The following is a 21324-nucleotide window of genomic DNA, read 5'->3' on the forward strand; positions in this document are numbered from 1 at the left end:
GCTCGTGAATAACCTCGCACTATTTTTGATTAGTGTGCGCTATGCCCTTCATGCGTAAGCGATTTAATCTAAAATGGGCGCGACAGCGGTCATTTTATTGCACCTGCAGGCAACAATTAGCTAATTTATTGTTTTTAAAGGTGTAATAATTTAAGGTCCGTCACCAACACATTCACGGCGCTTTATATATTTAAGACAATAAAGGAGTATAGGATGAAAGTTGCAGTTCTCGGTGCTGCTGGCGGTATCGGCCAGGCCCTCGCCCTTCTACTCAAAACCCAGCTTCCTTCAGGTTCTGAACTCTCTCTCTACGACATTGCCCCCGTTACCCCAGGCGTTGCCGTCGACTTAAGCCACATCCCAACCGCAGTTAAAATCAAAGGCTTCAGCGGCGAAGACGCGACCCCGGCTCTGCAGGGTGCGGACGTGGTGCTGATTTCCGCCGGCGTGGCCCGTAAGCCAGGCATGGATCGCTCTGACCTGTTCAACGTTAACGCCGGCATCGTGCGTAACCTGATTGAGCAAGTGGCGAAAACCTGCCCGAAAGCCTGCATCGGCATCATCACCAACCCGGTTAACACCACGGTCGCCATCGCGGCGGAAGTGTTGAAAAAAGCCGGCGTTTACGACAAGAACAAACTGTTCGGCGTGACTTCGCTGGATATCATCCGTTCCAACACCTTCGTGGCCGAGCTGAAAGGCAAGCAGCCGGAAGAGTTGAACGTGCCGGTCATCGGCGGCCACTCTGGCGTGACTATCCTGCCTCTGCTGTCGCAGATCCCTGGCGTGAGCTTCACCGATCAGGAAGTGGCGGATCTGACCAAACGCATTCAGAACGCCGGCACCGAAGTGGTGGAAGCCAAAGCCGGTGGCGGGTCTGCTACGCTGTCCATGGGCCAGGCGGCCGCGCGTTTCGGTCTGTCTCTGGTGCGCGCACTGCAGGGCGAGAAAGGCGTTGTGGAATGCGCTTACGTTGAAGGCGACGGCAAATACGCTCGCTTCTTCGCACAGCCGCTGGTGCTGGGTAAAAACGGCGTTGAAGAACGCAAGGATATCGGCACGCTGAGCGCCTTCGAACAGAAAGCGCTGAATGAGATGCTGGACGTGCTGCACAAAGATATCGAACTGGGCGAGAAGTTCATCAATAACTGATCGTCGCCGATAGTCAGCCGATAAACGCCGCCGGACGCTGTTCCGGCGGTTTTTTTTGCCCCGCGTTCACGATTTGATGCGGGCTTTTCGATCTAGCAGGCAATCGCTGTGCGGATCATAATAGCGGCTTGGCCAGATCTCCGATGGGTGGATGCCGATTGCTTCGGCGATCAGCCATTCCCCCTTCGGCCAGGGACGCGACAGCGCGTTGGCCAGCGTTGATGAGCTTAATCCGGCCTTGCGCGACACCGCCGCCAGCGTGGTGCCCTGTTTGCGTAACGCCGCGATGATATCTGCCGGATGCCAATCTGGGTTCCTTGAATTCATGTTTACATTCCTTTTCTGATTAGCCAAAGTTGCGTTAGTGGTATAACTAACGGATCAGGGTTAGGCGTTTGAACAACGTGAAACGCTTATTCGGAAACAAGAATACCATTAAATTTCCTAAAAAATACCCAAGTAATTTCCAAAAATGACTTTGCCCACTATTGCCCAGAGATGATGGCTATGAAAAACGAGTGGTTTGCCGCCAAGGAACTGACAGGCATCGCAGGATTACCTTCCTCACCACAGGGAATCAATCTGATGGCCCGGCGCGAAGGCTGGATAAGCCGCAGGCGTAAAGGCGTGCAGGGAAAAGCGTTGGAGTATCATATCGACAGCCTGCCGCCTGGTGCACGCAACCTGCTGATGCTGAAAGAAGATGGGGCGGCGTATGACGTAGAACGCCAGGATCCGTTAGCGGTATGGATCGAGTATTACTACCATTTGACGGAGAGCGAGCGCGAGAAAATGGTGGCTTTCCTGATGCGGGAAGGGATAGGCGGCCTGCTAGCGCGTATTGACGAAGAGAACAATACCTAGACAGGCCCGCCTCAGCGGGCCTGATAAGAATGTTAAGAAACTTTTATTTCTTAAAAATCGCGTTGCACTGCCAGATGCGCCAGGCCTTCCAGCGCCGTGCGGTGCTCCGAGGCCGGCAAGACCTGCAGCGCGGCGATCGCCTTGTCGGCTTCTTCCTCGGCGCGTTGGCGAGTGTATTCCAGCGAACCGCATTGTTGCATCGCCTGCAATACCGGCTCCAGCAGATGACGACCGTTGCCTTGCTCAATCGCGCCACGGATCATCTCACGCTGTGCGTCGTCGCCGTTGTGCATCGCGTGCAGCAGCGGCAGGGTCGGTTTCCCTTCATTCAGATCGTCACCGGTGTTTTTGCCCAGGGTGCTGCCGTCGGCGCTGTAGTCGAGCAGATCGTCGATCAGCTGGAAAGCGGTGCCGAGGTAGCGGCCATAATCTTGCAGCGCCTTCTCTTGCTCGGCGTTGGCGCCGGACAGGATCGCCGACGATTGCGCCGCCGCCTCAAACAGACGGGCGGTTTTGCTGTAGATCACCCGCATATAGCTTTCTTCGCTGATGTCAGGATCGTGCACGTTCATCAACTGCAGCACTTCGCCTTCGGCGATGACGTTGACCGCCTCCGACATCAGCGCCAGCACGCGCAGCGATTCCAGGCTGGTCATCATCTGGAAGGCGCGGGTATAGATAAAGTCGCCGACCAGCACGCTGGCGGCGTTGCCGAACGCGGCGTTGGCGGTGGCTTTGCCGCGGCGCATGTCCGATTCGTCGACGACGTCGTCATGCAGCAGCGTGGCGGTATGGATGAATTCGATCAGGGCGGCGACGGTGACGTGCTTGTTGCCTTCATAGCCCAACGCTCGCGCCGCCAGGACGGCGATCATCGGCCGGATGCGTTTACCGCCACCGCTGATAATGTAATAGCCAAGCTGATTGATGAGCGTGACATCGGAATTCAGCTGTTCGAGAATTGTTGCGTTCACGGCCGCCATATCTTGCGCGGTTAACTCGGTAATTTGCTCTAGGTTCATTGTGTTTTTTTCAGCTGTGTTTCTCTTCACCGCGTTGAGATCGCTGCTCACATCGGTACATGGCGGTAACTGTCCCTATGATTGTACTTGAAAAACGGTTCAGATAAACGCCACGAAAGAAACTGTGTTTTTTTTCTTCTTTTTTGTACATCTGGTCTTATTCTGCTCTTGTCATGCGCCGCTTTTTTGCGTAGAATTCGCGCCCTATTGTGAATATTTATAGCGCGCTCTGAACTAACACAGTCGGGCACGCGGAAAGCGGAGTTTTATATGTACGCGGTTTTCCAAAGTGGTGGTAAACAACACCGAGTAAGCGAAGGTCAGACCGTTCGCTTGGAAAAGCTGGACATCGCAACTGGTGAAGCGGTTGAGTTTGACCAGATTCTGATGATCGCTAATGGCGAAGATATCAAAATCGGCGTTCCTTTCGTCGATGGCGGCAAGATCAAAGCTGAAGTCGTTGCTCACGGTCGTGGCGAGAAAATTAAAATTGTTAAGTTTCGTCGTCGTAAACACCACCGTAAGCAGCAGGGCCACCGTCAGTGGTTCACTGACGTTAAAATCACCGGCATCAGCGCTTAAGTTAGGAGAGCGGATTAATGGCACACAAAAAGGCTGGCGGCTCGACTCGTAACGGTCGCGATTCAGAAGCTAAACGTCTGGGCGTAAAACGCTTTGGCGGCGAAGCAGTACTGGCAGGCAGCATCATCGTTCGTCAGCGCGGCACCAAATTCCACGCTGGTACCAACGTGGGTTGCGGCAAAGACCACACTCTGTTTGCTTTGAAAGACGGTAAAGTCAAATTCGAAGTTAAAGGCCCGAGCAATCGTAAATTCATCAGCATCGAAGCTGAATAATTTTTCGAGCCTTACGAAATAGATGTAAGCCCCGCAATTCGTTGCGGGGCTTTTTACATTTATGGGTTGCCTGCGGGCAGCCCTGTCAGCGTTGGCGAAGGTAATATGGATACGAAGCAGCAGGTCGGCGTGGGTATTTCCCTGGCGTTAACCACGGCGGTTTGCTGGGGCGCGTTGCCGATCGCGATGAAAGAAGTGTTGGCGGTGATGGAGCCGTTTACCGTCGTTTGGTATCGCTTTACCATGGCCGCCATCGGTTTGGGCGTGATCCTCGCGGTGCGCGGCAAGCTGCCGCCGCTGAAGATGTTCCGTCAACCGCGTTGGCTGCTGCTGTTGGCGATCGCCACGGCGGGGCTGTTGGGCAACTTTGTGTTCTTCAGTTCCTCGCTGCAATACCTGAGCCCGACGGCGTCGCAGGTGATTGGCCAGCTGTCGCCGGTGGGCATGATGTTCGCCAGCGTGCTGATTTTAAAAGAGCGCATGCGCATCACCCAGGTCATTGGCGCCTTGATGCTGATTTGTGGACTGATGTTGTTTTTCAACGTCAGTCTGATAGAGATCTTTACCCGGCTGACGGACTACACGCTGGGCGTCATGCTGGGCGTGTGTGCGGCGATGGTCTGGGTGAGCTACGGCGTGGCGCAGAAGGTATTGCTGCGACGGCTGGCTTCGCCGCAGATCCTGGTTATGTTGTACACTTTATGTGCGATGGCGTTGTTCCCTCTGGCCAAACCCGAGGTGATTTTCCAGCTTAGCGGCTGGCAATTGGCGTGCCTGCTGTTTTGCGGCGCCAACACGTTGATCGGCTATGGCGCGCTGGCGGAAGCGATGGCGCGCTGGCAGGCGGCGCAGGTGAGTGCGTTGGTGACGCTGACCCCGCTGTTTACCCTGCTGTTTTCTGATTTATTGGCGCTGGCCTTGCCCCAGGCATTCGCCGCGCCGACGTTAAATCTCGTCGGCTATGTTGGCGCGTTTGTGGTCGTGGCGGGCGCTATGTTTTCCGCAATTGGTCACCGGTGGTGGCCGCGACGGGCAGAACCCCCCCAGGTTGCTCCTTTGAAGCAGCCCGGTGAATGATTTACGGAGACGGTAAATGAAGTTTGTAGATGAAGCAGCGATTCTGGTCGTTGCAGGCGATGGCGGCAACGGATGCGTCAGCTTCCGCCGCGAAAAATATATCCCTAACGGTGGGCCTGACGGCGGCGACGGCGGCGACGGCGGTGACGTCTACCTGCTGGCGGACGAGAACCTCAATACCCTGATCGACTACCGCTTTGAGAAGTCTTTCCGCGCCGAGCGCGGTCAGAATGGCCAGAGCCGCGACTGTACCGGTAAACGCGGTAAAGACGTCATCATCAAGGTGCCGGTCGGCACGCGCGTGAAGGATCAGGGCACCGGCGAGATCCTCGGCGACATGACCCGTCACGAGCAGAAACTGATGGTCGCCAAAGGCGGCTGGCACGGTCTGGGTAACACCCGTTTCAAATCGTCGGTAAACCGTGCGCCGCGTCAGAAGACGCTGGGCACCGCCGGCGAAGCGCGCGATCTGTTGCTGGAGCTGTTGCTGCTGGCCGATGTGGGCATGCTGGGGCTGCCGAACGCCGGCAAATCGACCTTCATCCGCGCGGTGTCCGCCGCCAAGCCGAAGGTGGCCGATTATCCGTTTACCACGCTGGTGCCAAGCCTGGGCGTGGTGCGCATGGACCACGAGCAGAGCTTTGTGGTCGCCGACATTCCGGGGCTGATCGAGGGCGCCTCCGAAGGCGCTGGCCTGGGCATTCGCTTCCTGAAACACCTGGAGCGTTGCCGCGTGCTGTTGCACCTGGTGGACATTGCGCCGATCGACGAATCCGATCCGGTGGAAAACGCCAAAGTCATCATCAACGAGTTGAACCAATACAGCGAAAATCTGGCGCAGAAGCCACGCTGGCTGGTGTTCAACAAAATTGATGTGATTGGTGAGGAAGAAGCTGCCGAACGCGCCAAGGCGATTGTGGAAGGCATGGGCTGGGAAGGAAAGTACTACATGATCTCCGCCGCCAACCGCGAAGGCGTCAACGCGCTGTGCTGGGACGTGATGAACTTCATCAACACCCAGCCGAAAGCGATGGCGATCGAAGAAAGCGCGCCGGAAAAAGTCGAATTCATGTGGGACGACTATCACCGCGAACAGCTGGCGGAGATGGAATCGGAAGCGGATGACGACTGGGATGACGACTGGGACGAAGACGACGACGAAGGCGTCGAAATCATTTACCAGAAGTAATTCGATGATAAAGGGCTCAGCAACGCTGGGCCCTTGTTATTTGAGCGCCTTTTCCGGCAGCCAACACTGGGCATTCAGGCCGCGCGCATCGCGGCGGTTTTCCAGCGTCAAGCGCCCCTGGTGCAGCTGCACGATGCGGATCACGATATTCAAGCCCAGTCCGCTGCCGCCGTAGCGTTGATCCATGCGGCGAAACGCCTGCGTCAGCTCCCCGACCATCTCTTCCTTGATCCCCGGGCCATCGTCGATGACCTGCAGCAGATAACCGCGGTCCTGCGGCGTTAACCGCACCTGTATCGCGCCACCTTCCGGGCCGTATCGGTGGGCGTTTTCGACCAGGTTGCGCAGCAGCAGCCGCAGCAGCACCGGATCGCCGTTCACCGCGGCGGCGGCCGGCAATTGCCAGGCCAGCGTTTGCCCGCGTTGGGCGGTCATTTCGTCGAGCTCTTCACGCAGCGGCTGGATCACATCGGCTACCCAATCGAAATGCTGGTAATGGCCGCTGGCAAAGTCTTGCCCGGCGCGCGACAGCATCAGCAGTTGCTCGACGGTGTGCATCAGTTGATCGATGCGGGCGATCAGCGCCTGGCTGCCCTTGACGCCCTGTTTTTCCATCAGTTCCAGATGCAGACGGATGCCGGCCAGCGGCGTGCGCAGCTCGTGGGCGGCGTCGGCGGTGAACAGGCGTTCCTGCTGAATGGTGTTGTCCAGCCGCGAGAACAGCTGATTGAGCGCATTGGTGACCGCCACCATTTCCTGGCTGTCGCTGGTGATCGGCAGCGGCGTCAGGTTATCGGCAGAGCGCTTTTCCAGCCGCTGCTGCAATTGGTTGAGCGGGCGGGTGATCCAGCTGATGGCCCAGAAAGACGCCAGCAGGGTCACGATCATCATGATCAGCGAAGGCGCCAACAGCGAGGCGATGGCTTCGGCGATCTCGGTATCGACGCGCTCGCTGCGCACTTTGGCGGACAGGGTTTCGTCCACCAGGAAGCTGATCTGTTCCTGGCTTTCGTGCCACAGCCAGAAGGCGCTGATGAGTTGCGTGACCAGCAGGATCAGCGCCAGCATCAGCAGCAGGCGGCGGCGCATGCTGATCATGACGAGGGTTCCAGGCGGTAGCCGATGCCGCGCACGGTGCGGATACGATCCTTGCCCAGTTTGCGGCGCAGGTTGTGGATGTGCACTTCCAGCGTGTTGGAACCCAAGTCGTCCTGCCAGGTGTAGAGATCCTGCTGCAGGAGTTCACGGTTGACCGTCTGCCCGGCACGCATGATCAGGCGCGACAGAATGGCGAACTCTTTTGGCGTGACTTCCACCGGCTGTTGCTGCAGGTAGACCTGCTGGCTGGAGAGGTTCAACTGCAGGTCATCCACCTGCATCAGATTGTCGCTGTGGCCCTGGTAGCGCCGCAGGAGGGCGCGCACGCGCGCCTGCAGCTCAACCAGCGCGAAGGGTTTGACCAGGTAGTCGTCGGCGCCGGCGTCCAGCCCGTCGACGCGATCTTCCAGGGCGTCGCGGGCGGTCAGGATCAGCACCGGCAGATCGATCTGCTGGCGGCGCCACTGCCGCAGCAGCGCCGCGCCGTCCATATCCGGCAGGCCGAGATCCAGGATCACCATGCTGTATTGGCTGGTGATGAGCAGGCTGTTGGCCTCCGCCGCCGTGGCGGCGCAGTCGCAGACGTAACCCTCGCCGGTCAGCGCCAACGCCAGCCCCTGTTGCAGCAGTTCATCATCTTCAACGACCAGCAGCTTCATGATGACCCTCAGTTGTTTTGGTAAATATCCCGATACAGGCGGCTTTCGAAGCGCACCAGCGGCGCGCGGCGCTGTTTCTGATCTTCCGGCGGCACGGCGTAGCCGGAGAGATACTGCACGAAGGCCATGCGCTGGCCGCTGGCGGTCGTGATGAAGCCCGCCAGGTTGTAGACGCCCTGCAGCGCGCCGGTCTTGGCCGACACCTTGCCGTCGACGCCGGCTTCATGCAGGCCGCCGCGGTAGCGCAGGGTGCCGTCATAGCCGGACAGCGGCAGCATCGAGATAAAGTTCAGCTCGTTGTCGTGCTGCGCGATGTACTGCAGCGCCTGCATCATGGTCGCCGGGGCCAGCAGGTTGTGGCGCGACAGGCCGGAACCGTCGGCGATGATGGTATTGCCCAGATCGATGCCGGCCTTTTGGCGCAGCACCTGGCGCACCGCATCGGAGCCCGCTCGCCAGGTGCCCGGCACGCCGAAGCGCTCATGGCCGATGGTGCGGAAGACGGTATCGGCAATCATGTTGTCCGACTTTTTCAGCATGATCTTCAACAGATCGTGCAGCGGTGCCGACTGGGTTTGCGCGATCACCGTGCCGGTAATGCCGGGACGCGTCTGGCGTTTCAAATGCCCGTCAATCTGGATGCCGGCCTGCGTCAGCTCGTCTTTCAAGATGGCGCCCGCATAGCTGGCGCCGTCCTGGATGGCGAAGGCCAGCGGCAACGGCTCGCTGCGCTGCGTCAGGCAGCCGGTCAGGGTAAAGCGGTTCAGCTCGCCCGGCACCACGTCCAGCTCGCAGTACTGTGCGTCTGCCGAGCCGCGCGCCAGGGTGCGCACCTGGCTAAACATATTAACCGGATAATAGGAGGCGACGCGGATAAACGCCATGTCGCCCGGATTCGGCGCGCTGTACAGCGAGACCGAGAAACAGTTGCGATCGACGATGGCGGCGGCCGGCGGCGCGCTGAAGCACTGCGTCAGATCGTTCCACGGCCAACCGGGCGCTTTGTCATGGCTGGCGAAGACCGAGGTATCGACCAGCACATCGCCGCTGATTTGGCGCACGCCTTGCTTTTTCAGGACGGCCACCATATTGCGCAGGCTCTGGCGTTTGAAGGTCGGATCGCCGCTGAAGCGAGCGATCAGGTTGCCGCGCAGCACGCCGTCGCGGATATCGCCCTGGCTCTCCAGCGTGGTGGTGAAACGGTAATCGGGCCCGAGTTGCAGCAATGCCGCCAGCGCCGTCAGCACTTTTTGGGTACTGGCCGGCAGCGCCATTTGCTGAGAGTGGTAATCGATCGTCGGCGAGCCGGCGCCGATCTTCTGAACGACCAGGGCAAGGTTGGCCCCATCAGGCAGATATTGTGTGTACTCTTCAACCGGGGCCGCATTCGCATTCAGAACAAATGCGCAAGCCAATGCACTGACAATTCGTGAAAAACGCATAATCTCGGGATAACAGCTGGATAACGTGCCGTCATACTACGGTGCAATCAGGGAAAAAGTAAACGATGACCCTCAAGGAACTCTAGGCTAAAATGCGTATCAAAATGCAAAACCGATCTTGGCTTGGGCTCCGTTCCGAGTCAGGTTTCTTTTGTTTGTCGCCTGGAGGCGGGGGGCGGTATGCCAACCGTGTTTTCATACGAATACGTCAGGATGACGGTTATTTGAACAGGAAAGATTTAGAGGTATTTATACGATGAACCAAATTCCGATGACCTTGTTTGGCGCTGAAAAACTGCGCGAAGAGCTCGAATATCTGAAAAGCGTGCGCCGCCCGAAAATCATTGCGGATATCGCTGAAGCGCGTGAACACGGCGACTTGAAAGAAAATGCCGAGTACCATGCCGCCCGCGAACAGCAGGGTTTCTGTGAAGGCCGCATTCAGGAAATCGAAGCCAAGCTGTCCAATGCTCAGGTGATCGACATCACCAAGATGCCGAACACCGGTCGGGTGATCTTCGGCGCCACCGTATCGGTGATGAATCTGGACAGCGAAGAAGAAGTGACTTACCGCATCGTTGGCGACGATGAGGCCGATTTCAAGAAAAATCTGATTTCGGTAAACTCGCCGATGGCGCGCGGCCTGATCGGCAAAGAGCAAGACGATGTGGTGGTGATCAAAACCCCAGGCGGCGACGTGGAATACGAGATCCTGAAGGTCGAGTATCTCTGATCGGGACCGTTGGTCATTAATGCGCCAACGTTTTGTAAAGATAGGAAAAAGGCCGCAAGCGGCCTTTTATCTTGGTCAGGCGCATGGCACCTTTTCGTTAACCTGATGGTTATTAACGCGGTAGACTGATCTTGCGCTCTTTCGACGGGCGGTAAAGAATAAGCGTACTGCCGATAACTTGCACATTGCAGGCGCCCGTTTCACGCACGATAGCGTCGGCGATCAGGGTCTTGGTTTCGCGATCTTCAGCGGCGATTTTTACCTTGATCAGCTCATGATGCTCCAGAGCCTGTTCAATTTCAGCCAGCACCCCTTCGGTAAGACCGTTATTGCCCAGCATCACCACCGGTTTTAACGGATGCGCCAGGCCTTTCAGGTGCTGTTTTTGTTTATTATTCAGATTCATTGTCTTTTTTGCTTAAGTTGGGATTGAAAACGGTACATTCTACCGCCATCTCATGTATATCACCAAATCGGTCTTCACCGGTGTGAGTCTACGTGAGCAGCGACCCTGACATAAGACTCTTTTTATGATAGTTGGAAAACGAGATGGCTAATAAAAAGCGTTCGGCTAGCTCCAGTCGCTGGTTACAAGAACACTTTAGCGATAAATATGTACAGCAGGCGCAGAAAAAGGGACTGCGTTCCCGTGCCTGGTTTAAACTTGATGAAATACAGCAGAGCGACAAACTGTTCAAACCGGGCATGACCGTGGTTGACCTGGGCGCCGCACCGGGCGGCTGGTCGCAGTATGTGGTCACCCAAATCGGCGGTACCGGGCGCATCATCGCCTGTGATATTTTGCCAATGGATCCTATCGTTGGCGTCGATTTCCTTCAGGGCGATTTTCGTGATGAACTGGTGCTGAAGGCGCTGTTGGAACGAGTAGGCGAGAGTAAGGTTCAGGTGGTCATGTCCGATATGGCCCCGAATATGAGTGGCACCCCGGCGGTCGATATTCCAAGGTCGATGTATCTGGTGGAGTTGGCGCTGGATATGTGTCGTGATGTCCTCGCACCAGGCGGAAGTTTCCTGGTGAAGGTGTTCCAGGGAGATGGCTTTGACGAGTACCTACGGGAAATTCGCTCCCTGTTTACGAAGGTTAAGATTCGTAAGCCAGACGCTTCCCGCGCCCGTTCGCGCGAAGTGTACATTGTAGCGACAGGGCGCAAACTGTAGTACCCTAACGCTGTTTGTTAACACAGTTGTAAGATGAGGTTAATCCCTTGAGTGACATGGCGAAAAACCTAATTCTCTGGTTAGTCATCGCGGTAGTGTTGATGTCTGTATTCCAGAGCTTTGGGCCCAGCGAGTCGAATGGCCGTAGGGTGGATTACTCTACCTTCATGTCCGAACTGACCCAAGACCAGGTTCGCGAAGCGCGAATCAACGGACGTGAAATTAACGTTACCAAGAAAGACAGTAACAAATACACGACCTACATCCCTGTCAACGATCCTAAGTTGCTGGATACGTTGTTAACGAAGAATGTGAAAGTTGTCGGCGAGCCGCCTGAAGAGCCGAGCCTGCTGGCTTCTATCTTTATCTCCTGGTTCCCGATGCTGTTGCTGATCGGGGTCTGGATCTTCTTTATGCGGCAAATGCAGGGCGGCGGCGGCAAGGGCGCGATGTCCTTCGGCAAGAGCAAGGCCCGCATGCTGACGGAAGACCAGATCAAGACCACTTTCGCCGATGTCGCCGGTTGTGACGAAGCGAAAGAAGAGGTGAGCGAACTGGTGGAATACCTGCGCGAACCGAGCCGTTTCCAGAAGCTGGGCGGCAAGATCCCGAAAGGCGTGCTGATGGTTGGCCCGCCGGGGACCGGTAAAACGCTGTTGGCGAAAGCGATCGCCGGCGAAGCGAAGGTACCGTTCTTCACCATTTCCGGTTCCGACTTCGTCGAAATGTTCGTCGGCGTGGGTGCATCCCGCGTGCGCGACATGTTCGAACAAGCGAAGAAAGCCGCGCCGTGCATCATCTTCATCGATGAAATCGACGCCGTCGGTCGCCAGCGTGGCGCCGGCCTGGGTGGCGGTCACGATGAGCGCGAGCAGACCCTGAACCAGATGCTGGTTGAGATGGACGGTTTCGAAGGCAACGAGGGCATCATCGTCATCGCGGCGACCAACCGTCCGGACGTGCTTGACCCCGCGCTGCTGCGCCCGGGCCGTTTCGACCGTCAGGTCGTGGTCGGGCTGCCGGATGTGCGTGGCCGTGAGCAGATCCTGAAGGTGCACATGCGCCGCGTGCCGTTGGCTGCCGACATCGACGCCTCCGTCATTGCGCGTGGTACGCCGGGCTTCTCCGGTGCCGACCTGGCCAACCTGGTCAACGAAGCGGCGCTGTTCGCCGCCCGCGGCAACAAGCGCGTGGTGTCGATGGTGGAGTTCGAGAAAGCCAAAGACAAGATCATGATGGGTGCGGAACGTCGCTCCATGGTGATGACTGAAGCGCAGAAAGAGTCGACCGCGTATCACGAAGCGGGCCATGCCATCATTGGCCGCCTGGTTCCTGAACACGATCCGGTGCACAAGGTCACCATCATTCCTCGTGGTCGGGCGCTCGGCGTGACCTTCTTCCTGCCGGAAGGGGATGCGATCAGCGCCAGCCGTCAGAAGCTGGAGAGCCAAATCTCCACCCTGTACGGCGGTCGTCTGGCGGAAGAGATCATCTACGGGCCGGAAAAAGTCTCTACCGGTGCGTCGAACGACATCAAAGTGGCGACCTCCATCGCCCGCAACATGGTGACCCAATGGGGCTTCTCCGAGAAGCTGGGGCCGCTGCTGTATGCGGAAGAAGAGGGCGAAGTGTTCCTGGGCCGTTCCGTGGCCAAGGCGAAGCACATGTCGGATGAAACCGCGCGTATCATCGACCAGGAAGTGAAGTCGCTGATCGAACGTAACTACACGCGTGCTCGCTCGCTGCTGATGGAAAACATGGACATCCTGCACTCGATGAAGGATGCGTTGATGAAGTATGAAACCATCGATGCGCCGCAGATCGACGATCTGATGAACCGCAAAGACGTGCGTCCGCCGGCGGGCTGGGACGATGCGAACAAAGGCAACAGCTCCGACAACGGTGGCACCCCGAAAGCCCCGACGCCGGTAGATGAGCCGCGCACCCCAACGCCGGGCAACACCATGTCCGAACAGCTCGACAAGTAACAGCGGCTGTGTAATAACATCAAACCCCGGCATGCCGGGGTTTTTTTTGCCCGGCGGGCAGTGAACCAGGCAACAGTAAGGTGGACCAACCATGCAGTTAACCGTGCGCGACATGACGCTCAATCTTTCCCATCCGCAGGTGATGGGCATCCTCAACGTGACGCCGGATTCGTTTTCTGACGGCGGCCGCCACAACACCCTGAACCAGGCGCTGGTACATGCGCATGCGCTGATTTCGGCCGGCGCCACGATGATTGATATCGGCGGCGAATCGACAAGGCCGGGGGCGGCGGAAGTGAGCGAAGAGGAGGAGCTTGAGCGGGTCGTGCCGGTGGTGGAAGCGCTGGCGCAGCGTTTTGAAGTCTTTATCTCGGTCGATACCTCGAAAGCGGGTGTGATCCGCGAATCGGCGCACGCCGGCGCACATTTGATCAACGACATCCGTTCGCTGCAGGAGCCGGGCGCCCTGGCGGCGGCGGCGGAAAGCGGTTTGCCGGTCTGCCTGATGCACATGCAGGGGCAGCCGCGCACCATGCAGCAGGCGCCGCACTACGACGATCTGATCGCCGACGTTCAGACGTTTTTCGAGCACCATATCCGGCGCTGTAACGAGGCGGGGATAACAAATCAGAAATTGCTGCTCGACCCAGGCTTCGGTTTCGGTAAAAATTTGTCGCACAACTATCAGCTTCTGGCCCGGTTGTCGGAATTTCATCGTTTCGGTTTGCCGCTGTTGGTCGGCATGTCGCGCAAATCGATGATTGGACAACTGCTGAACGTGCCGCCGGATCAACGGGTTATCGGCAGCGTGGCCTGCGCGGTGATCGCGGCGATGCAGGGGGCGCAGATTGTCAGAGTGCATGACGTTAAAGAAACCGTCGAGGCGATGCGTGTCGTCGAGGCAACACTTTCAGCTAAAGGACAGTAGAGACATGAGCGAGCGCAAATATTTTGGCACCGACGGCATCCGTGGCAAGGTCGGGGACAGCCCCATCACGCCTGACTTCGTGCTGAAGCTGGGCTGGGCGGCCGGTAAAGTGCTGGCGCGTCACGGTTCCCGCAAGATCATCATCGGTAAGGATACGCGCATCTCCGGATATATGCTGGAGTCCGCTCTTGAAGCCGGCCTGGCGGCCGCCGGATTGTCCGCCTCCTTCACCGGGCCGATGCCCACGCCGGCGGTGGCCTACCTGACGCGCACCTTCCGCGCGGAAGCGGGCATTGTCATCTCCGCTTCGCACAACCCGTTCTATGACAACGGCATCAAGTTCTTCTCGATCGACGGCGCCAAATTGCCGGACAACGTCGAAGAGGCGATCGAAGCCGAGATGGAAAAACCGCTGACCTGCGTGGAGTCCGCCGAGCTGGGTAAAGCCAGCCGTATCATCGACGCCGCCGGCCGCTATATCGAATTCTGCAAAGGCACCTTCCCGAGCGAGCTGAGCCTGAAGGGGCTGAAAATCGTGGTTGACTGCGCCAACGGCGCGACTTACCACATCGCGCCGAGCGTGCTGCGCGAGCTGGGCGCCACGGTGATCGCCATCGGCGTTGAGCCGGACGGGATGAACATCAACGAAAAATGCGGCGCTACCGATGTGCGTCAGCTGCAGGAGCGCGTGTTGCAGGAAAAAGCGCACGTCGGCCTGGCGTTCGACGGCGACGGTGACCGCGTGATGATGGTGGATCACCTGGGCAACAAGGTGGACGGCGACCAGATCCTGTACATCATCGCCCGTGAAGGCCTGCGTCAGGGCCAGCTGCGCGGCGGCGCGGTCGGCACCCTGATGAGCAATATGGGGCTGGAGCTGGCGCTGAAACAGCTGGGCATTCCGTTCGCTCGCGCCAAAGTGGGCGACCGCTACGTGCTGGAGAAGCTGCAGGAGTTGGGCTGGCGTATCGGCGCGGAAAACTCCGGCCATGTGATCCTGCTGGACAAAACCACCACCGGCGACGGCATCGTGGCCGGGCTGCAGGTGCTGACCGCCATGGTGCGCAACCACATGAGCCTGCATGACCTGTGCAGCGGCATGAAGCTGCTGCCGCAGATCTTGGTCAACGTGCGCTTCGCCGGCGAGCACAATCCGCTGGAGTCTGATGCAGTGCGCAAAGTCACCGAGCAGGTGGAGGCCGAGCTGGCCGGCCGCGGCCGGGTGCTGCTGCGCAAATCGGGCACCGAGCCGCTGATCCGCGTGATGGTGGAAGGCGAAGACGAGCAGCAGGTGACCGCGCTGGCGCATCGCATCGCCGACGCGGTGAAATCCGCAGGTTAAAACAGACAGTTAGCCGCCGGGCTTGGCATCGCTGAGCCCGAACAGGCGATTGTTGGCGTTTTTTTCCGCAAACGCGCCGGCGGCTGCAAATTGCCCTTGCGCGGGTTGGCGGCTTTGGTTAGTATTCACACCCGCTTCAGTAGGCAGTTTATAAAAACGCCTGCTTGATGAGTGTGAAGCATTTGGCATGCGGTAAGGCCGCAAGGATACGGGTACTACTATGTACGAAGCTCTTCTGGTAATTTTCCTGCTGATCTCAATCGGGCTGGTTGCTCTGATTATGTTGCAGCAAGGTAAAGGCGCTGATATGGGAGCCTCTTTCGGAGCAGGTGCATCAGGCACATTGTTCGGTTCGAGTGGTTCCGGTAACTTTATGACCCGCATGACTGCTGTGCTGGCGACGCTGTTCTTCGTCATCAGCCTGATTCTGGGCAACCTCAGCAGCAACCAGAGCAAGAAAGGCAGCGAGTGGGAAAACCTGGGTCAGCCAGTGAAAACTGAGCAGACGACCGCGCCGGCGGCACCAGCCAAGCCGAGCAGCGATATCCCGCAGTAAGCCGTAACAAAGTTTGAAAACGGTGGTTGTGAACTCGAAAGAACAACGGCCGTTAGCAGTAAGAATCAGTACCGAGGTGGTGGAATTGGTAGACACGCTACCTTGAGGTGGTAGTGCCCTAACGGGCTTGTGGGTTCGAGTCCCATCCTCGGTACCAAATCCCAGAGATAACTTGCAATTTTGCGATTATCGGCGTAGTATTTGCCACGTTTTCGGACGCGGGGTGGAGCAGCCTGGTAGCTCGTCGGGCTCATAACCCGAAGGTCGTCGGTTCAAATCCGGCCCCCGCAACCACTTTCCTTTAAGTGTTTATTTTCAAATACACTTTTCGATTGAAACCCGCTTTTCTCGATCAACATTTGAAAATGACACTTGCTCGAAAGTTGTACCGAGGCCGCCTAGCGGCAAACAGGGTCCAGTTGCATAAAGCCCCGATTTTTCGGGGTTTTTTGTTATTTGGCAACAGAATCACTGGGCTATTTAGCCCTTTTTTTATGTCTTGGGGGTGGGCTTGTCCACATTAGAGCAAAAGTTAACAGAGATGCTTTCGGCACCGGTAGAAGCGTTGGGCTTTGAGCTTGTAGGCATCGAATTCATTCGTGCGCGCCAATCGACGCTCCGCATCTATATTGATAGTGATAACGGCATCAATGTTGATGATTGCGCTGATGTCAGCCACCAGGTCAGCGCTGTATTGGACGTCGAAGATCCAATCACGGTCGCTTACAACTTGGAAGTCTCCTCTCCTGGCCTTGATCGCCCGATGTTCACCGCAGAACACTATACGCGTTACCTCGGTGAAGAAGTCAGCCTGGTCCTGCGCATGGCGGTACAGAACCGTCGCAAGTGGCAGGGTATTATCAAGTCTGTCGAAGGCGAGATGATCACGGTTACTGTGGAAGGGAAAGATGAAGTGTTCGCGCTGAGCAACATCCAGAAAGCGAACCTGGTACCCCACTTTTAAAGTTTGGAAGAGGCAACTAGGATGAACAAAGAGATTCTGGCTGTTGTTGAAGCAGTTTCCAATGAAAAATCCCTTCCGCGCGAGAAGATTTTCGAAGCGCTGGAAACTGCATTAGCCACCGCAACCAAGAAAAAATACGAGCAGGAAATCGACGTGCGCGTCAGCATTGACCGCAGAACCGGCGATTTCGATACCTTCCGCCGTTGGGTCGCCGTAGACGAAGTGACTCAGCCGACGCGTGAAATCACGCTGGAAGCCGCTCAGTTTGAAGATCCGAGCATCGAGCTCGGCGGATACGTCGAAGATCAGATCGAATCCGTGACCTTCGACCGCATCACCACCCAAACCGCCAAGCAGGTTATCGTGCAGAAAGTGCGCGAGGCCGAGCGCGCGATGGTGGTCGACGCTTTCCGTGAACACGAAGGTGAGATCGTCACCGGCGTGGTGAAGAAAGTGAACCGTGACAGCATCGCGCTGGATCTGGGCAATAACGCCGAAGCGGTCATTGGCCGTGAAGACATGCTGCCGCGCGAAAACTTCCGTCCGGGCGACCGCATTCGCGGCGTATTGTATGCCGTACGTCCCGAAGCTCGCGGCGCGCAGCTGTTCGTCAGCCGTTCCAGCCCGGAAATGCTGAAAGAGCTGTTCCGCATCGAAGTGCCGGAAATCGGCGAAGAAGTGATCGAGATTAAAGCGGCAGCCCGCGATCCAGGCTCCCGTGCGAAAATTGCAGTGAAAACCAACGACAAGCGCATCGATCCGGTCGGCGCCTGCGTAGGTATGCGCGGTGCGCGCGTTCAGGCCGTGTCGAGCGAGCTCGGCGGCGAGCGCATCGATATCATCCTGTGGGATGATAACCCAGCGCAATTCGTCATCAACGCCATGGCGCCGGCCGACGTCGCGTCGATCGTGGTAGACGAAGATAACTGCACCATGGATATCGCCGTTGAAGCCAGCAACCTGGCGCAGGCGATCGGCCGTAACGGCCAAAACGTGCGTTTGGCTTCCCAGCTGCTGAAACAACACCGCGGCGACGATCGTTGGGAACTGAACGTGATGACGGCGGACGACCTGCAGGCCAAGCACCAGGCCGAGGCTCATGCCGCTATTGATACCTTCACCAAGTATCTTGATATCGACGAAGATTTCGCCACCGTACTGGTTGAAGAAGGCTTCTCCACGCTGGAAGAGCTGGCCTACGTGCCGATCAAAGAGCTGTTGGAAATCGACGGTCTGGATGAAGATACGGTTGAAGCATTGCGCGAACGCGCCAAAGCTGCATTGACCACGCTGGCCCTGGCACAAGAAGAAAGCCTGGGCGACAACAAACCGGCCGACGATTTGCTCAACCTGCCGGGTCTTGAGCGCAGCATGGCCTTTAAACTGGCCGCGCGTGGGGTTTGTACGCTGGAAGATCTTGCCGAGCAGGGTGTTGACGATCTGGCTGATATTGAAGGGCTTAGCGATGAGCAAGCCGGCGAGCTGATCATGGCTGCACGCAATATCTGTTGGTTTGGCGACAACGCGTAATAACTGTAGCAGGAAGGAACAGCATGACGACAGATGTAACCGTAAAATCGCTGGCAGCAGAGATTCAGACTCCGGTTGATCGCCTGGTACAGCAGTTTGCTGATGCAGGGATCAACAAGTCCGAGTCGGACTCTGTTACCCAGCAAGAAAAAGAAACATTACTGGCGCACCTGAACCGTGAACACGGCAGCGCGCCGGGTAAACTCACTTTGCAGCGCAAAACGCGCAGCACCTTGAATATCCCGAGCACCGGCGGTAAAAGTAAATCGGTGCAAATTGAGGTCCGCAAGAAACGCACTTATGTAAATCGCGATACGCAGGAAGCCCAGTTGGCTGAAGCGGCAGAGCAGGCACAGCGTGAAGCGGAAGAGCAGGCACGGCGCGAAGCGGAAGAGCTCGCAAAACGCGAAGCGGAAGCGAAGCGCGCAGCCGAAGAGCAAGCCAAACGTGAGGCCGCGGAGATTGCTAAGCGTAATTCAGCGGAAAAAGAAAAAGTGACCAATCAACATACCGACGAAATGACCAAGCCAGCTCAGGCGGAAAAAGCACGCCGTGAAGCCGAAGCCGCTGAACTGAAACGTAAAGCGGAAGAGGAAGTGCGCCGCAAGGTTGAAGAGGAAGCCAAGCGCGTGGCGGAAGAAGCCCGTCGCATGGCCGAAGAGAACGGCGAGAAGTGGGCCCAGGCCGACGCGGCTAGCGCTGCGGTTGAAAGCGCCGACTATCACGTGACCACCTCTCAGCACGCCCGTGCCGCTGAAGATGAAAACGACGCCAAAGTTGAAGGCGATCGTCGCAGCCGCACCCGCGGCGGCAAAGCCACCAAGCAGAAGAAAGGCAACAAGCTGTCCGAATCCAAAGCGGATCGCGAAGAAGCGCGTGCCGTTACCCGTGGCGGCAAAGGCGGCAAACGCAAGCCTAGCGCTCTGCAGCAGGGCTTCAACAAGCCGGCGCAGGTGGTTAACCGTGACGTGGTGATCGGTGAAACCATCACCGTGGCCGAGCTGGCCAACAAGATGGCGGTCAAAGGTTCTCAGGTCATCAAAGTGATGATGAAACTGGGCGCCATGGCCACCATCAACCAGGTTATCGACCAGGAAACCGCACAGCTGGTTGCCGAAGAGATGGGCCACAAAGTTATCCTGCGTCGTGAAAACGAGCTGGAAGAAGCGCTGATGAGCGACCGTGATACGGGCGCTGCGGCCGAGCCGCGCGCGCCGGTCGTGACCATCATGGGCCACGTTGACCACGGTAAAACCTCTCTGCTGGACTACATCCGCTCCACCAAAGTGGCGGCGGGCGAAGCTGGCGGCATTACCCAGCACATCGGTGCCTACCACGTAGAAACCGAGAACGGCATGATCACCTTCCTGGACACCCCGGGCCACGCCGCGTTTACCTCGATGCGTGCTCGCGGTGCTCAGGCGACTGACATCGTGGTTCTGGTGGTGGCGGCCGACGACGGCGTGATGCCACAAACCATCGAAGCTATCCAGCACGCGAAAGCGGCGCAGGTGCCATTGGTGGTTGCGGTGAACAAAATCGACAAACCGGAAGCCGATCCGGATCGCGTTAAGCAGGAACTGTCTCAGTACGGCGTTATGCCGGAAGAGTGGGGCGGCGAAGCGCAGTTCGTTCACGTGTCCGCGAAAGCCGGTACCGGTATCGACGAGCTGCTGCAGGCCATCCTGCTGCAGGCCGAAGTGCTGGAGCTGAAAGCGGTTCGCAGCGGCATGGCGAGCGGCGTAGTGATCGAGTCCTTCCTGGATAAAGGCCGTGGCCCGGTTGCTACCGTGCTGGTTCAGGAAGGTACGCTGAACAAGGGCGACATCGTCCTGTGCGGCTTCGAATACGGCCGTGTGCGTGCGATGCGCGACGAGCTGGGCCGTGAAGTGACCTCCGCCGGTCCGTCTATCCCTGTGGAAATCCTGGGTCTGTCCAGCGTGCCTGCAGCGGGTGACGAAGCGACCGTGGTGCGTGACGAGAAGAAAGCGCGTGAAGTGGCGCTGTACCGTCAGGGCAAGTTCCGCGAAGTCAAACTGGCGCGTCAGCAGAAGTCCAAGCTGGAAAACATGTTCGCCAACATGACCGACGGCGAAGTGTCCGAGCTGAACATCGTGCTGAAATCCGACGTACAGGGTTCTTGCGAAGCGATCAGCGACTCGCTGCTGAAACTCTCCACCGACGAAGTGAAGGTGAAGATTGTCGGCTCCGGCGTAGGTGGGATCACCGAAACCGACGCGACGCTGGCTGCGGCTTCCAACGCCATCATCCTGGGCTTCAACGTGCGTGCCGACGCTTCTGCGCGCCGCGTGATCGAAGCGGAAAGCCTGGATCTGCGTTACTACTCCGTGATCTATAACCTGATCGACGAAGTGAAGCAGGCGATGAGCGGTATGCTGGCGCCGGAATACAAGCAGCAGATCATCGGCCTGGCCGAAGTGCGTGACGTGTTCAAATCACCTAAGTTCGGCGCTATCGCCGGCTGTATGGTTACCGAAGGGACCATCAAGCGTCACAACCCAATCCGCGTACTGCGCGACAACGTGGTTATCTATGAAGGCGAGCTGGAATCCCTGCGTCGCTTCAAAGATGACGTTAACGAAGTCCGTAACGGCATGGAATGTGGTATCGGCGTTAAGAACTATAACGACGTGCGCGTCGGCGACATGATCGAAGTGTTCGAAATCATTGAGATCCAACGCACCATCGCTTAACGATTGCACATCTGCTTATATCTGTTTACG

Annotated in this window: 21 protein-coding genes and 2 tRNA genes; 17 read left to right on the forward strand and 6 right to left on the reverse strand. The window is 57.6% G+C overall.

What is annotated here, in order from left to right; all coding sequences use genetic code 11:
- Positions 1-213: 213 nt before the first annotated feature.
- Positions 214-1152 (forward strand): malate dehydrogenase, encoded by a 939-nt coding sequence (mdh, locus tag ACP3TA_RS07690; RefSeq protein ID WP_033636811.1) that lies wholly within the window; start codon positions 214-216, stop codon positions 1150-1152.
- A gap of 66 nt (positions 1153-1218) precedes the next feature.
- Here the strand turns inward: mdh and ACP3TA_RS07695 are convergent, their stop codons facing one another.
- Complete coding sequence (locus ACP3TA_RS07695) at positions 1219-1479, reverse strand: helix-turn-helix domain-containing protein (RefSeq protein ID WP_004933567.1); 261 nt, start codon at positions 1477-1479, stop codon at positions 1219-1221.
- A 180-nt stretch (positions 1480-1659) separates the two neighbouring features.
- Between ACP3TA_RS07695 and ACP3TA_RS07700 the strand changes: the two genes are divergently transcribed.
- The gene (locus tag ACP3TA_RS07700; RefSeq protein WP_033651481.1) at positions 1660-2016 is read left to right on the forward strand and encodes a DNA-binding protein; all 357 of its coding nucleotides are present in this window, start codon (positions 1660-1662) and stop codon (positions 2014-2016) included.
- A 50-nt stretch (positions 2017-2066) separates the two neighbouring features.
- Here ACP3TA_RS07700 and ispB read toward each other — a convergent pair whose 3' ends face one another.
- The gene (gene ispB / locus ACP3TA_RS07705) at positions 2067-3038 is read right to left on the reverse strand and encodes an octaprenyl diphosphate synthase (RefSeq protein WP_033641648.1); all 972 of its coding nucleotides are present in this window, start codon (positions 3036-3038) and stop codon (positions 2067-2069) included.
- Positions 3039-3308: 270 nt separating this feature from the next.
- Between ispB and rplU the strand changes: the two genes are divergently transcribed.
- The 4 genes from rplU (at position 3309) to cgtA (ending at position 6161) form a co-directional block, all read left to right on the forward strand.
- Positions 3309-3620, forward strand: coding sequence for a 50S ribosomal protein L21 (gene rplU / locus ACP3TA_RS07710; RefSeq protein ID WP_004933561.1), 312 nt, complete (start codon positions 3309-3311; stop codon positions 3618-3620).
- A gap of 17 nt (positions 3621-3637) precedes the next feature.
- On the forward strand, positions 3638-3895 hold the full coding sequence (rpmA, locus tag ACP3TA_RS07715; protein ID WP_004933559.1) for a 50S ribosomal protein L27: 258 nt from the start codon (positions 3638-3640) through the stop codon (positions 3893-3895).
- Between the two features lie 105 nt (positions 3896-4000).
- Entirely contained in the window at positions 4001-4972 is a 972-nt protein-coding gene (locus ACP3TA_RS07720) for a DMT family transporter (RefSeq protein WP_198809205.1), read from the forward strand.
- Positions 4973-4988: 16 nt separating this feature from the next.
- On the forward strand, positions 4989-6161 hold the full coding sequence (cgtA, locus tag ACP3TA_RS07725; RefSeq protein WP_033641651.1) for an Obg family GTPase CgtA: 1173 nt from the start codon (positions 4989-4991) through the stop codon (positions 6159-6161).
- A 36-nt stretch (positions 6162-6197) separates the two neighbouring features.
- Here the strand turns inward: cgtA and pmrB are convergent, their stop codons facing one another.
- The 3 genes from pmrB to dacB are packed head-to-tail and all read right to left on the reverse strand — an operon-like array spanning position 6198 to position 9360.
- A complete protein-coding gene (pmrB, locus tag ACP3TA_RS07730; protein WP_033641653.1) occupies positions 6198-7259 on the reverse strand; it encodes a two-component system sensor histidine kinase PmrB in 1062 nt (353 codons plus the stop codon).
- The gene (gene pmrA, locus ACP3TA_RS07735; RefSeq protein WP_033641655.1) at positions 7256-7918 is read right to left on the reverse strand and encodes a two-component system response regulator PmrA; all 663 of its coding nucleotides are present in this window, start codon (positions 7916-7918) and stop codon (positions 7256-7258) included. The genes pmrB and pmrA overlap by 4 nt, the downstream gene beginning before the upstream one ends.
- 8 nt (positions 7919-7926) lie before the next feature.
- Positions 7927-9360, reverse strand: coding sequence for a serine-type D-Ala-D-Ala carboxypeptidase (gene dacB / locus ACP3TA_RS07740; RefSeq protein ID WP_025159591.1), 1434 nt, complete (start codon positions 9358-9360; stop codon positions 7927-7929).
- Between the two features lie 256 nt (positions 9361-9616).
- Here dacB and greA point away from each other — a divergent pair, with 256 nt between their 5' ends.
- A complete protein-coding gene (gene greA, locus ACP3TA_RS07745; protein ID WP_004933539.1) occupies positions 9617-10093 on the forward strand; it encodes a transcription elongation factor GreA in 477 nt (158 codons plus the stop codon).
- A 112-nt stretch (positions 10094-10205) separates the two neighbouring features.
- Here the strand turns inward: greA and yhbY are convergent, their stop codons facing one another.
- Positions 10206-10499 (reverse strand): ribosome assembly RNA-binding protein YhbY, encoded by a 294-nt coding sequence (yhbY, locus tag ACP3TA_RS07750; RefSeq protein WP_004933536.1) that lies wholly within the window; start codon positions 10497-10499, stop codon positions 10206-10208.
- Positions 10500-10642: 143 nt separating this feature from the next.
- Here yhbY and rlmE point away from each other — a divergent pair, with 143 nt between their 5' ends.
- From rlmE to infB, 10 genes are all read left to right on the forward strand, one after another.
- Positions 10643-11272 carry a 23S rRNA (uridine(2552)-2'-O)-methyltransferase RlmE gene (gene rlmE, locus ACP3TA_RS07755; protein WP_004933533.1) on the forward strand — a complete coding sequence of 210 codons (630 nt, stop codon included), beginning with the start codon at positions 10643-10645 and terminating at the stop codon, positions 11270-11272.
- 56 nt (positions 11273-11328) lie between these two features.
- The gene (gene ftsH / locus ACP3TA_RS07760; protein WP_004933529.1) at positions 11329-13260 is read left to right on the forward strand and encodes an ATP-dependent zinc metalloprotease FtsH; all 1932 of its coding nucleotides are present in this window, start codon (positions 11329-11331) and stop codon (positions 13258-13260) included.
- Positions 13261-13351: 91 nt separating this feature from the next.
- Positions 13352-14188, forward strand: a complete 837-nt coding sequence (gene folP, locus ACP3TA_RS07765; RefSeq protein ID WP_033651477.1) for a dihydropteroate synthase — start codon at positions 13352-13354, stop codon at positions 14186-14188.
- A gap of 4 nt (positions 14189-14192) precedes the next feature.
- Positions 14193-15530, forward strand: a complete 1338-nt coding sequence (gene glmM / locus ACP3TA_RS07770) for a phosphoglucosamine mutase (RefSeq protein ID WP_033648671.1) — start codon at positions 14193-14195, stop codon at positions 15528-15530.
- A 220-nt stretch (positions 15531-15750) separates the two neighbouring features.
- Entirely contained in the window at positions 15751-16086 is a 336-nt protein-coding gene (gene secG / locus ACP3TA_RS07775) for a preprotein translocase subunit SecG (RefSeq protein WP_004933519.1), read from the forward strand.
- Positions 16087-16156: 70 nt separating this feature from the next.
- A tRNA-Leu gene (locus ACP3TA_RS07780) sits at positions 16157-16243 on the forward strand.
- Positions 16244-16303: 60 nt separating this feature from the next.
- Positions 16304-16380 (forward strand) — tRNA-Met (locus ACP3TA_RS07785).
- A 217-nt stretch (positions 16381-16597) separates the two neighbouring features.
- Positions 16598-17050 (forward strand): ribosome maturation factor RimP, encoded by a 453-nt coding sequence (rimP, locus tag ACP3TA_RS07790; RefSeq protein WP_033644179.1) that lies wholly within the window; start codon positions 16598-16600, stop codon positions 17048-17050.
- Between the two features lie 21 nt (positions 17051-17071).
- A complete protein-coding gene (nusA, locus tag ACP3TA_RS07795) occupies positions 17072-18580 on the forward strand; it encodes a transcription termination factor NusA (protein ID WP_004933514.1) in 1509 nt (502 codons plus the stop codon).
- Between the two features lie 23 nt (positions 18581-18603).
- Positions 18604-21294 carry a translation initiation factor IF-2 gene (gene infB, locus ACP3TA_RS07800; RefSeq protein ID WP_019453339.1) on the forward strand — a complete coding sequence of 897 codons (2691 nt, stop codon included), beginning with the start codon at positions 18604-18606 and terminating at the stop codon, positions 21292-21294.
- Positions 21295-21324 lie beyond the last annotated feature (30 nt).

This window comes from Serratia sp. 2C06, from assembly GCF_050037615.1.
GTDB classification, from domain to species: Bacteria; Pseudomonadota; Gammaproteobacteria; order Enterobacterales; family Enterobacteriaceae; genus Serratia; species Serratia ureilytica.